General features: G+C 73.6%; 8 protein-coding genes. 1 reads left to right on the top strand and 7 read right to left on the bottom strand.

What is annotated here, in order from left to right:
* Positions 1 to 28 precede the first annotated feature (28 nt).
* The 3 genes from QRN56_RS03110 to QRN56_RS03100 form a co-directional block, all read right to left on the bottom strand.
* The gene (locus tag QRN56_RS03110; RefSeq protein ID WP_285101046.1) at positions 29 to 682 is read right to left on the bottom strand and encodes a response regulator transcription factor; all 654 of its coding nucleotides are present in this window, start codon (positions 680 to 682) and stop codon (positions 29 to 31) included.
* Positions 675 to 1,946 (bottom strand): sensor histidine kinase, encoded by a 1,272-nt coding sequence (locus QRN56_RS03105; protein ID WP_285101044.1) that lies wholly within the window; start codon positions 1,944 to 1,946, stop codon positions 675 to 677. The genes QRN56_RS03110 and QRN56_RS03105 overlap by 8 nt, the downstream gene beginning before the upstream one ends.
* Positions 1,947 to 2,010: 64 nt before the next feature.
* On the bottom strand, positions 2,011 to 3,141 hold the full coding sequence (locus tag QRN56_RS03100; protein WP_285101042.1) for a hypothetical protein: 1,131 nt from the start codon (positions 3,139 to 3,141) through the stop codon (positions 2,011 to 2,013).
* Positions 3,142 to 3,269: 128 nt separating this feature from the next.
* On the opposite strand from QRN56_RS03100, the gene QRN56_RS03095 reads away from it, so the two are divergent.
* On the top strand, positions 3,270 to 4,031 hold the full coding sequence (locus QRN56_RS03095) for a class I SAM-dependent methyltransferase (protein ID WP_285101039.1): 762 nt from the start codon (positions 3,270 to 3,272) through the stop codon (positions 4,029 to 4,031).
* An 87-nt stretch (positions 4,032 to 4,118) separates the two neighbouring features.
* Here the strand turns inward: QRN56_RS03095 and QRN56_RS03090 are convergent, their stop codons facing one another.
* The 4 genes from QRN56_RS03090 to QRN56_RS03075 all read right to left on the bottom strand — a co-directional run bounded on the left by QRN56_RS03090 (position 4,119) and on the right by QRN56_RS03075 (position 12,023).
* Positions 4,119 to 5,489, bottom strand: a complete 1,371-nt coding sequence (locus tag QRN56_RS03090; RefSeq protein ID WP_285101037.1) for a copper amine oxidase — start codon at positions 5,487 to 5,489, stop codon at positions 4,119 to 4,121.
* A gap of 140 nt (positions 5,490 to 5,629) precedes the next feature.
* Complete coding sequence (locus tag QRN56_RS03085) at positions 5,630 to 8,539, bottom strand: choice-of-anchor G family protein (protein WP_285101034.1); 2,910 nt, start codon at positions 8,537 to 8,539, stop codon at positions 5,630 to 5,632.
* A 373-nt stretch (positions 8,540 to 8,912) separates the two neighbouring features.
* Positions 8,913 to 11,201 (bottom strand): helix-turn-helix transcriptional regulator, encoded by a 2,289-nt coding sequence (locus QRN56_RS03080; RefSeq protein WP_285101032.1) that lies wholly within the window; start codon positions 11,199 to 11,201, stop codon positions 8,913 to 8,915.
* Positions 11,202 to 11,558: 357 nt separating this feature from the next.
* Positions 11,559 to 12,023: a hemerythrin domain-containing protein gene (locus QRN56_RS03075; protein WP_285101030.1), complete on the bottom strand. Its 465-nt coding sequence runs from the start codon at positions 12,021 to 12,023 to the stop codon at positions 11,559 to 11,561.
* Between the last annotated feature and the right edge of the window lie 17 nt (positions 12,024 to 12,040).

Here is a 12,040-nt window from a genome sequence, read left to right as displayed (position 1 = left end):
CCGACGCCGGACCGTCGGCGGCGACCGGCTACAGCTCCACCAGCCCCGCCCGGTAGCCCAGCACCACGGCCTGCGTCCGGTCGCGCGCCTGCAGCTTGGCCAGCACGGATGCCACGTGCGTCCGCACCGTCTCGACGCCGACCACGAGCGCCGCGGCGATCTCCGCGTTCGTCATGCCCTGCGCCACCAGCGCCAGCACCTCCCGCTCGCGCGGCGTCAGCGCCGGCGCCCCCGCCGGCGCCCCCGCCGTCGCGCGCGGCCGTGTGCGCACCAGGTCGCGCAGCGCCTGCGGGTACAGCAGGCTCTGCCCGACGGCGACGGTCCGGACGGCCTGCACCATCTCGTCGGCCCCGGCGCGCTTGAGCAGGAACCCCGACGCCCCGGCCGTGAGCGCGTCGAGCACGTACCCGTCGTGCTCGAACGTGGTCACCACGAGCACCCGGGGCGGCTGCGGCAGCCGGAGCACCAGCTCGGTCGCGCGCAGGCCGTCCACGCCCGGCATCCGCACGTCCATGCAGACGACGTCGGGCCGCAGGCTCCGCGCCAGCTCGACCGCCCGCGCGCCGTCGCCCGCCTCGCCCACGACCTCCAGGTCGGGCTCCGCGTCCAGGATGAGGCGCAGGCCGCTGCGGACGAGCGGCTCGTCGTCGGCGAGGAGCACCCGCACGGGGGCGTCAGGCATCGGGTTCCTTCTGGTCGGTCCGGACGGGAGCACAGGGCAGGGTCGCACGGAGCACCCAGCGGTCGCCGTCGGGCCCAGCCTCCGCCGTCCCGCCGAACAGGGCGACCCGTTCCCGGACACCGGCCAGGCCGCGCCCGCCGGCGCGCCCGCCGGCCGACCGACCACCAGCGTGCCCGCCGGCCCGACGCCGCCCCGGCCCCGCACCACCGCGCAAGGGGTTCACCACCTCGATCCGCACCCGATCACCGCCCTGCCCCACGGCGAGCCGCACCGGACCGGGGCCGCCGTGCCGGTGCGCGTTGGTGAGCGCCTCGGTGACGATCCGCTGCACCGTGCGGCTCAGGAGGGCGGGCAGGCCGGCCGGCAGGTCGACAGTCGCACTCAGGTCCAGGCCGGCGCGACGGTGGGCCTGGACGACGTCGTCCAGGGCGGGTGCGACGGCCAGGGGGGCGGTGGCGTCGGCGTCGTCCCGCAGGACCGCGAGGAGCTGGTCGAGCTCGGCGAGCGCCGACCGGGCCGTGTCCTCGATGGCCGCGAGCGCGTCGGCGGCCGCGTCGGGGTTCGCCGCGACGACGCGTCGTCCGGCCGCCGCCTGCACGCTGACGACGGTCAGGGCGTGGCCGATGCCGTCGTGCAGCTCGCGCGCGAGCCGCGTGTGCTCGGCCTCGCGCCCGGCGCGGGCGAGCGCGGTCTCCATCCGGTCGTGCGGCGTGGGACCGAGCACGCGCCCGGCGAGCGCGGCGGCCGCCGCCCCGAGCGGCCAGGTGGCCACGAGCGCCAGCAGCCCGACGACGCCGCAGGCCGCCAGCCGCAGCACCGCCTCGGGCGCGCCGGCCGACAACGGGAAGCCGGACCCGAACGAGCGCCCCGCCACCGTCTCGACGGCGATCAGCACCGCGCCGGGGAGCACGGCGAACAGGCAGACGGCGACGAGCATCCCGGTCGCCAGGTGCAGCACCACCCAGGCCGCGGTCCGGACCCGATGGGCGAGCCGGGGCCGGGCCGGGACCACGAGCTCGGCGTCGACGTCGAGCAGCGCGCGGGCCGCCGTGACCTCCAGCTCCCGGGCGCCCGGTACCAGGCCGAGCCCGACGGCGGCGGCGACCGCCACGACCGCGACCACCCACGCGGGCAGCCCCGTGACCGCGGAGAACAGCAGGCTGTACACGAGCAGCACGAGGGCCAGCCCGATCGCCGCGCCGAGCATGTGCCAGGCGAACCGCCGGGCGAGGTACCGCGCGAGGTGCCGCGTCGTCGCCTGCATGCCGTCATCCTCTCCGGTCGCCGGGGCCGCCCGCCAGGTCAGCACGTCGGGTCGGCACGTCACGTCACACCGTGACGGCCCTGGCGGGGGCGGCCTCGCCCGCACCGGAGGTTCCGGCCTCGGCGCCGTCCGCCAAGCGCTCGGTCCGGAGCCGGTGCGCCACGTACCCCCAGACGGCGAGCGCCAGGGCCGGGCCCCAGTACCAGCACGGGAAGGCGATGGCGCCGACGACCGCCTCGGCCAGGCCCTGGCCGCTGAACATGACCAGCATGGGGACCGTCGAGAAGATGAGCGTCACCGCGATCAGGCCACCGGGCACGGCGGCCGCGGCGATCGGGACCCGGCGTCCGGCGAGGCCGGGCATCCACCGGGGGAACACCTCGCCCCAGGGCCGGATCAGGCCGAGGGTGAGGAAGAACCCGAGCCACGCTCCGCTGGACAGCGTGAGCCCCCAGATCCGGGTGGACATGTCCAGGTCGAACCCGAGCTGGGGCCACGGTGTGAGCCAGGTGAGCCGGATCAGGGCGTAGGGCAGCGGTCCGGTGGCGGCCACGACGGTGATGGCCGTCCGGTGCCGCACCACCCAGTCGGTGGCCCGCTCGACGGCCGGCGTCCCGGCCAGCGCCTGCGTGCCGACGGCCGCCCAGAGCGTCCCGGTGATCAGGACCAGCAGCGACAGGAACAGCCCGGCGCGGTTCTCCACGAGGCCGGAGCCGAGCATCCGGAGGATCCCGCCGAGCGCGTCCCGGGCCAGGAAGCCGCCGACGAGGAGCAGGACCAGGCCGGGCACCCCGACCGTCCAGCGCGCCACACGGTACCGGCGGACCACCTGCACGAGCAGGACCACGACGGCGGCGGGCATCGCCATGGCGACCAGATAGCCCATGGTGGACAGCGGCCCGGTGCCCTGGAGCACCACGCCGAACACGGCGAGCTGCAGCACGGCGGTCGCGACGCGGCCGCGCGTGCCGACGGCCCCGGCGAGCGCCGCGATACCGCCGGCGACGCCGGTCAGCGCGATGACGACGTGCACGACGCTCGCTGTGCCAGGCCCGGCCAGGCCCGCCAGGAGCGCGGCCCCCGGCACCGCGTAGACGGTCGGCCAGAGATCGAGGAGCCAGGCGAGGCCGAGCACCGCGAGCGCTCCGCTCGCGACGGTGGCGCCGAGGAGCGTGGCGCGGGTGAGGCGTGACATGACGGTTCCCTCCGGTCGGTGGTGGTGCGGTATGCCTCCACGCTCCCGTCCACGGCCCGTGCCGCGTCTCCCCCGGTCGGGGGATATCCGCTGGTGGGCGGGGGACTCCCCGGGCTACGTTCGCCGGCATGACGTTCGAGGAGCAGGTCGCCGAGGGAGCCGCCGTCCCCACCGACGGCTGGGACTTCTCGTGGTTCGCGGGCCGGGCCACCGAGGAGCGCCCCGGGTGGGGTTACGTGCGGCTGTGCGGCGAGCGCCTGGGTCGGGCCGACGCCGCGCTCGACGTCGACACCGGCGGCGGCGAGGTCTTTGCCGAGGCACTGGGGCGGGCCGAGCGCGTGCCCGGCGTCGTGCGCGCCGTCGAGGGCTGGGCGCCGAACCACCGGCTGGCCTCCGCCGCGCTGGCGCCCTACGGCGGTGTGGTGACCCTGGTCGACGACGGCGCCGCCCCGCTCCCCTACGACGACGGCACGTTCGACCTCGTGCTGAGCCGCCACCCGGTCTCGTTCCCGTACGCCGAGGCGGCACGGGTGCTGGCGCCCGGCGGCACGCTGCTGGTCCAGGAGGTGGGGGCGGGCTCGAACCGCGAGCTGTACGAGTTCCTCATGGGGCCGCAGGCGAACGACGACGCCGGGTACGTGGAGCGGCTGCGCGGACGGGTGACGGGGGCAGGGCTCGACGTGGTCGACCTGCGCGACGCCCGGACGCGGGTGGAGTTCTTCGACCTGGCGGCGGTCGTGCACTTCCTGCGGAAGGTCCTGTGGACGGTGCCCGGCTTCTCCGTGGACGCGTACCGGGACCGGCTGCGCGCGCTGTACGACCACATCGCGGAGCACGGGTCTTTCGTCTGCCACAGCCGCCGCACCCTGGTCGAGGCACGACAGCCCTGACCACCCGGCTGACTCGCGAGTCCGGAGCCGGCGAGTCAGTCGTCGGGTCGGACCACCCCACTGACTCGTGGGTACGGGGTCGGCGAGTCAGTGACCCGGTCCCGCGTCCGGCTTCCCGTTCACGTCCTCGCGGGCCGGCGGCGGGTCGGCGCGCTGCGCCGTCAGGTCACGTGGCGTCAGCGTGAACCCCTGCCAGTGCATCTCCATGGGGCTCTGGTCCTCGTCGCGCGCCACGTGGTGGAAGCCGACGGCGACCCACGTGACGACGTCGGACAGCTCCGTCTCGTCCTGCGCGAAGTCGAGCACACCCGAGCCGCAGGACCCCTCCTTGTTGGCCGTCGCGTAGAGCTGACAGTCGTCCGCCTCGGTGAACGCGATGGCGTAGCCGCCGCCGTCCTCGCCGCCGTGCCTGTGGTCCTGGGTGAGCTGGAAGGGCGTCGTCGCACCCAGCTCGACCTGGTAGGAGATCTCGTGCCCGTCCGCGTTGAGCACGTCGGGGTTGACCACCCGCCACCAGCGCCGGTCCGCCGCCGTGGCCGTGCCCTCGCGCGGGATCCGGGTCAGGGCCCCCTCGACCAGCGGCGCCCGCGGGCCCACCTCGCCGGTCGGCGCGGCGTCGTACTGCTCCACGACCTGGCCGCCCTGCCCGCCGAGCGCCCAGTGCACCCGCCAGACCGCGTTGTGCGAGTGGCTGGTGGCGTAGTCCGTGTCGCCGGGGCCGACGGGCCAGCCGTGGGCCGGGTCGTCACCGTAGTCCTCGGGCGACAGGTCGCCGGTCGCGCCGAGGTCGGACCGGATGCTGCCGTCCCCGCCGAACGTGTACTGGCTGACGTACTCGTACCAGCCGACCTTCGAGATCGTCGAGAGCCGCAGGTCCGTGCGGCGGGCCACCTCGGTGCCCGTCGTGTCGCCGCTCCGGTACGCGATCCCGCCGTCGACCACCTCCTGGCACAGCACGGCGCGGCGCTCCCCGCCGCCGCCCATCGAGCCGTCGCCGATCTTGGGCACGTACGTCTCGAGCCGTTCGCCCAGGCACTCCGGCTCGGTGAGGGTCATGATGTGGCTGCCGCCGAAGCCCTGGGTCGTGATGTCCTCGGTGTTGCGCAGGCCGGTGTCGTACGGCACCTCCAGCTGCCCGATGGACAGCTCGGCGAGCACCTGCACCGGCTCGTCGCCGGCGGGCGTGAAGTACACGTCGTCGAGCACCAGCCCGCGGCTGGCGTCGATCCGCCAGCACATGGTCCACGTGGAACCGCTGAGCAGCTCCTCCGTGACCGGTTCGTTCTCCGCGCACGTCACGTGCGCGCTGCCCGACGCCCGCGTGTCCTCGCCCCGCGGGGCCGGCGCGGCAGGCAGAGCCTGTTCCACCACCATGATCGCGGCCACGACGAGCGCGACGATGGCGGTCGCCGCGACGATCGCCGGTATCAACCTGCGCTTGGACGACACCTCGCGCACGACGTTCCCCCGATCTCAGTTCCCGGCCCCCTGCGGGCCCTGACAGGACCGGCCCGGTGCGACGATGTCGCACCGGGCCGGCCTTACCGCTCCGGACGCCTGCCTGCTGCGTCCGTCCTGCTACGTCGGCTACTCAGCCGTCAGACGGCCTTCGAGTCGTCGGACATGCGGCCCATCGCGGTGGCGAAGGCCTGGCTGATCTCGCGGCGACGCTTGATCATGACCGCACCGGCGCCGAGCAGCAGCACCGTCGCACCGATCAGGATGCCCACGTTCGCACCGGTGGCGGCGAGGCCGCCGTCACCGTTGTCGCCGTCGCCGCCGCCGACGGCGGTGGAGACGACCTCGAAGGTGGCCATGGCCGAGTCGCCCTCGACCGTGCTGACGGCGATGCCCTGGTGCTCACCGACGTTGAGCTTCTCGTCGACCGTGAAGGTCCACTGGACGTTGCCCTCGCTGTCTGCGGCCTGGGCCTGCAGCGCGAACGACGTCGAGTTGATGATGCCGACGACCTGCTCGCCGGGCTCGAAGCCCGACGCGTAGAAGGTCTGCTCGTCACCCTGCTGGACCGTCGGGTGCTCGAAACGGGCCGTCAGGTCGCGCCCGTCGCCGCCACCGGTGTTCTCGGTGACCACGATCGGCGTCTGCGCGCCCTCGCTGCCGTCCTCGGGCTGCGCGTCCACGATGATGACGCCCGGCTCGGTGCCCTCGGGAACGGTGATCGGGGTGGTGAAGCCGCAGTCCTCGTCCACCAGCACGGTGACCGGGTCACCGATCTTGTTGCCCTCGGTGTCGAAGAGCTGCACGACCACGTTCACGCCGGCCGGGAAGCCGGTGCCCGTGACCTGCACCTCGTCGCCCGCCTCGACGACGGTCGGGTCGGCCGTGATGGCCGGGTCGGTGCACTCCTCACCCTGGTTGTCCGGGTTCAGGATCTCCAGCGGTGCCTCGGCACCCTCGCTGCCGTCCTCCGGCTCTGCCTCGACCACGTGGTCGCCGGGCTCGGCGTCCTCGGGGACGGTCAGGTCCGTGATGAAGCCGCAGGCGTCGTCCGGGGTGACCGTGACGGCGTCGCCCACCGGGTTGCCCTCGGCGTCGCGCAGCTGCACGACGACCGGGACGCCGGCCGGGAAGCCCTGGCCGATGACCGAGACGGTGTCGCCCGGGTAGGCGGCGTTCGGCACGACGGTCAGCGTCGGGTCCATGGCGCAGACGTCGGCGCCCGAGATCACGGCCAGCGGGGCCTCTGCGGCCTGGCCGGTCGTGTCGTCGGTGCCGACGACCGTGTAGTCGCCGAGCTCGGCGTCCGCGGGGACCGGCACCGGGGTGGTGAAGGTGCCCTCGGAGTCGGTGTCGACCGGGATGGCGTCACCCACGGGGTTGCCCTCGGGGTCGGTCAGCTGAACCGTGGCGGTCGAGTCCGGCGTGTAGCCCTCACCCGTCGCGACGGTCGACTGACCCGGAGCGACAGAGCCGGGGACCACGGTCAGGGACGGGTCGATCTCGCCCGTGCCACCGTCGCCACCGATGCGGACGGCGGCGTTGCCCAGGTTGATGCGAGCGACCTCGTTGGCCGGCAGCAGCGCGATGCTCAGCGCCGACAGCTCGAAGGAGGTCTCCGCGGCCGCGGCCTGGGTGGAGGTCTGGGTCACGCCCTCGGAGCTGACCTGACGGTTGATCGTGATGGAGAGGACCTGCGACAGGACGTCGAAGACCGGCGAGAGCAGCTCGCGGATCGGCTTCGTGATGGAGTCCGTCTTGAGGTCGTTGATCAGCAGGTTGAAGATGTTGTCACCCTCGTCGCTGATCAGCAGGTCGTACACCGGGGCCAGGATCGGCGCCAGGGCCGGGCCGAGCGTGTTGATGGTGCTGACCAGGAGCTCGGCGACCGGGGCCATCGTGCCCGTGCTGTTGTTCACGGCCTCGGGGAAGTTGCCGTTCACGGCGTCGGCCAGCGGCAGCGACCACGAGACGTCGAGGTTGCCCAGCGGGCTCTCGTCGGTGAAGGCGATGTTGATCGTCACCGAGTTCAGCGAGTCCTCGATCGCGCCGATGAGGATGTTGGTGACTTCCTCCATCAGCTCGTGCACGGTCTCCGCGATGAGCGGGTAGGTCGTGTCGTCGATGAGCTCGGTGTTCGGGTCGAGCGCGTTGATGCCGCCCTCGTTCGGGCCGTCCACGAGCTTGTCGAGGTGCACCTCGAGCTGGCCGGTCGACAGGTCGATCGTGATGAGCTGGTTCGCCGAGGTGATCGGCTCACCCACGACGGACTGGAACAGGTTCTCCTGCATGTTGCTGTCGACGGTGATCGACGGCGTCGGGACGCCCGGGATCGCGTCGAACAGGCCGGTCAGCGCGCTCTCGTCGAGGTTCTCGTTGACGAGGTCCTCGACGGTCGTGTCGATGGTGCCGCCGATGTCGTAGATCGACGAGGCAGCGTCCTCGATGACCGGCGAGTGCAGCGTCAGGTCCAGGTCGGCCACGCGGTACTGGCCGAGGCCACCCACGCCGTCCTGGTCCAGGATCACGCCGTCCTCGGCCTTGACCTCGGCCGCACCGGCACCCGCCTCCAGCAGGAGCTGGTCGACGATCTTGTCCGTGAGGCCGTCGACGCCCAGCAGGCGCGCGACGGACAGCACGTCCACGGTCGCCTTGCCGAAGTCCTCGGTCTCGCCGTCCAGGGTCACGCCGCCGTCGGCACCGGCCAGGCCGGAGACCGCGTACGCGTCGACCGGGGACGACGCCTCGCTCTTGCTGGCCAGCGCACCGAGCTGACCGAAGTCCAGGATCTCGTCGAGGGGAACCTCGACGTCACCGAGACGGATGAGCTCCGAGCCGAGCAGCTCGACGTTCAGGTTGCCCTCGTTCGGGCCTGCGTTCGAGACCGAACCGGCCTCCGAGTAGGCGGCTGCGAGCAGCGCCTCCTGGAAGAGCGTCGAGTCGAGGACGCTCGCGGCGGCCTCCGACGGCTCGTCCGGGTAGTTGTCCACAGCCGCGACTGCCGGCAGGCCCGTGGTGGTCACCACGAGGGCCGACGCCGCGACCGTCACCAGAGATCGGCGCAGTACGAGGCCACCCCTTCGACGGCGTGACGGTACTTGCGTTGGGTTCAACGGAATTCACTCCTCCACGTTCGCGCTTAAGAAAAAGCGTCCGGATCGGTACGTGATCACGTCCGGATCTCGGGGCGATGGCATGAGGCACACCGGCTCCCGGCCATCAGGGAACAGTGGTTCTCAGCCGCCTGCCAGGCAGGGCCGTAATCGTGCGCTGACGCAATCCAGCGCAACGTGAAGTGCGTTCGATACGTTTCGAGGCGCGACTGAGGCAGCCACGCACACAATGCCGGGGAAACGAGAAAGACGTCCGGAATGCCGGGTGAAAAGTAGGCGCAGGAGCGGGTGAAAAATCTGCGCTCGACCGTTACCCGCCGACGAGCCAGGCGGGCGGGCGGGTCTCGGCGAGACGGACCAGATCCCTGCGGTCCCGGATGCCGAGCGTCGTGTACGCCTGGCGCAACCGGTTCACGACGGTCCGCTCGGACACGAACGTCGCCTGGGCGATCTGCGAGTTGGTCGCACCGTGCACGGCGAGCCGCACCATCTCCCGCTCGTGCCTGCCGAGCACCTCCCACTCGGGGCCCGCTCCGCCGCCGGTGTCGGTCTCGGCGAGGAACGCGTCGATGCCGCGCAGCCACCCGGTCATCCCGGCCAGCCGGACCAGCGTCCGGGCCTCGTCGAGCAGCGCCGTGCCCGTGGTGCGGGCGCCGCGCGTCACGGCGTACCGGCCGTAGGCCACCAGCATGCGCACCCGCTGCCAGGGCGACATCGGCACCGGCGCGGCGTGCAGCGCGGCCTCGAAGGCGGCCGACGGTGTGCCGTCGTCGGCCAGCAGCGCCCGCAGCCTGGACCAGGCCGCCGCGACGTCGACCGCCGACCGCTCCTCGGGCGTCACCACGGGCTGGAGCAGCCGCTCGATGTGCGGCCCCACCCGGCCGGGCGGCGTGGACGCCATGACGGCCTCGACGAGGTCGCAGCGCACCTGCACGCGGCCCCGGTACGGCCAGGCGCAGTGCTCCAGCGCGATGGTCAGCAGGGCCACGGCGCCCTCCGCCTGCCCCACGACGAGGTGCGCGGCGCCGAGGTCGGCGGCGTACTCGCCCAGCGCCCGCGCCGACCAGCTGCCCGCCTGCGCGGGCATCGTGCTCGCCGGTGCGGTGCCGTCGACGACGGCGTCCGCCGCCGCGCGCAGCCCGCGTGCGGGCAGCCACTCGTCCACCGACGGCCGCAGCTCCGCTGCGTGCGCGAGGTGCGTCCGGACGTCGACGGCGCGGCCGTCGAAGGCGGCGACCCGGGCCGCCGCGAGGTCGCGCGCGACGATCTCCGCGACCGTGCTCTCCCCCGCCGTGCCGGAGTGGTCCGCCAGCAGGCTGCGCGCGCCCACGACGTCGCCCAGCATCAGCAGGGCGTGCACCTGGATCCCGACGCCCACCCAGTCCTGGCCGGGCGTCGGCCCGAGCAGCCGGAGGTCGCCGCGGAGCGTCCCCGGGTCCGGCAGCTCGCCCGTTCCCTCCAGGCGGAGCAGGGCGGCCGCCACGCGAGCACCGGCGGCACGCGCCTCCGCGGGGACGCCGGTCGCGTCGCGCCACCAGAGGTGGTCGGTCCACTCCGGCCCCACGCCGTCGGGCACCAGCGCGCCCTCGCGGTGGTCCAGCCACGTGCGGCCCGTCAGCAGGGACACGCCGACGGCGCGCGCCGACAGCCGGGGCTCGGGCGTGGCCGCCGCGACCGCCCAGGCGCGGGCCGGCAGCTCGTCGAGGTGCAGGCCGTCGAGGATGCGCTCGGCCGCGTGCGCGCCGGTCACGTCGTGCTCCGCGGCCGGTGCCTCGCGGCCGTCGACGTGGCCGTCCGCCCCGCGCGCCTCGCGGCAGAGCAGGGCCAGCAGCGGGTGCCGCACGGCCGACCGGCCGTCCCGGCGGGCCAGGGCCGCCCCGCCGAGCGGTGGGGCGCCCAGCGGCGCGGTGGCGAGCGCGGTCATGGTCGCCGGGTCCAGGCCGGCCAGCATCGCGCGGTAGACGCGCCGGGCGGCGGAGCCCGCGGTCTCGGGGCCGGTCCAGGAGGCGTCCCCGCGCAGCTCCGCGGCGCTCAGGGACCCGGCGAGCTCCAGCGCGAGCCGGGGGTTGCCGGCGCTCCACCAGCGCAGCTGCTCGACGACGTCGGCGGCGACCGGGACGCTCAGTTCCATGTCAAGCACGCGGCGCAGGGACCCGCGGTCGAGCGGCCCCAGCTCGAGCACCTCGACGTCGTCCGACAGAGGTTCGGCGGAGATGCTCCGGACGGCGGCGATCACCCTCCAGTCCTGGCCGTACGCCTCGTCCGCCAGGTGCTGCAGCCAGCGCGCGCGCTCGGCGGTGAGCACGCCCACGTCGTCGACGAAGAGGACACGCGGGCCGGCACCGCCGTCCCCGTCCCCGTCGGCCGCCCAGGCCGACACCGCGCGCAGGAAGCCCGCCGCGTCGAAGTCGGAGTCGTGCTCCGGGTGGTCGGGCACGGACCAGGCCGACAGGTCGATGCGCCGGCTGTTCTCCAGGTCGTGCGCCGAGGGCCGGGGCGAGCACGGCCGGACCACCCGCACCGCCGACGATCCCGCGCCGACCAGCTTGAGGGCGCGGATCACCGTCGCCGTCTTGCCGATGCCGCTCAGCCCGCGCACGACGAGGACCGTCGGGTCCAGGTCCGTCGCGAAATGCCCGATGACTCGCAGTTCTCTGTCCCGCCCGTGGACCACGTGGCCCCTCCCCCTGCTACCCGCCTGGCTCCCTCGTGCCCCCGACGACGCCGTGGACATGGCCATGGAAGGCCCGTAACTAGATGGCACGCACACCCCAATTTCGTGACTTACATGAATATTGATCGGAGCGCGTCAGGGAGTCTATGACAAGAGATAAATCGTGCAGGGTGTGCCTGTGATACGGGAAATTACGGTTCTACCTGGCACATCTCGGACAGGCGAGATAAAGGCAAGTCGTCCGGAAATAAATCCGGAATGCCCAATTCCGGCGCGGCGGCGTCACGCCAGCGGGCCGAGCAATTCCTGCCGGTCGGTCTCCGGGCGGTCCGCGCCGTCGAGCACGGCGACGATCTTCTTCTCCTCGTACCGGAAGTGCGTCTCCATGACGGCCTCGATGCCGTCGAGGTGCCGCAGCAGCTCGTCCCGGTCCGCCCCCGACAGCGCGGCGCGCTGCAGCTCGCCCAGGAGGTGGTCCAGCATGGAGTGGTCCCGCTTGAGGTCGGCCACGACGGGCGCGAGGTCCGGCTCGGCCGCCAGCACGACGTCGAACAGCGTGGCGTCCTCCGCGCGGTGGTGCCCGGTCAGCGCGGCGCAGAAGCCGACGCAGTAGAGCTGCAGGTCCCGCGCCGCCGCCGGCCCGGAACCACCGCCCTCGACGGCGGACCGCGCCACGCCCAGGGCGTCGCGCAGCCGCCGGTGGATCTCGCGGAGCTCCTGCCCCCAGGCCACGACGCGCTGACTCATCGCCCGACAGCCTAGCC

Origin of the sequence: Promicromonospora sp. MEB111 (assembly GCF_030209445.1) — a bacterium.
GTDB lineage: Bacteria > Actinomycetota > Actinomycetes > Actinomycetales > Cellulomonadaceae > Promicromonospora.
Note: the sequence above shows the minus strand (reverse complement) of the source record. Positions and strands in the feature narration are given on the sequence as shown.

Bases quoted from the DNA above. Each gene is read 5' to 3' on its own strand.
- QRN56_RS03110 (WP_285101046.1), bottom strand. From the start codon at position 682: ATGCCTGACGCCCCCGTGCGGGTGCTCCTCGCCGACGACGAGCCGCTC.
- QRN56_RS03105 (WP_285101044.1), bottom strand. From the start codon at position 1,946: ATGCAGGCGACGACGCGGCACCTCGCGCGGTACCTCGCCCGGCGGTTC.
- QRN56_RS03100 (WP_285101042.1), bottom strand. From the start codon at position 3,141: ATGTCACGCCTCACCCGCGCCACGCTCCTCGGCGCCACCGTCGCGAGC.
- QRN56_RS03095 (WP_285101039.1), top strand. From the start codon at position 3,270: ATGACGTTCGAGGAGCAGGTCGCCGAGGGAGCCGCCGTCCCCACCGAC.
- QRN56_RS03075 (WP_285101030.1), bottom strand. From the start codon at position 12,023: ATGAGTCAGCGCGTCGTGGCCTGGGGGCAGGAGCTCCGCGAGATCCAC.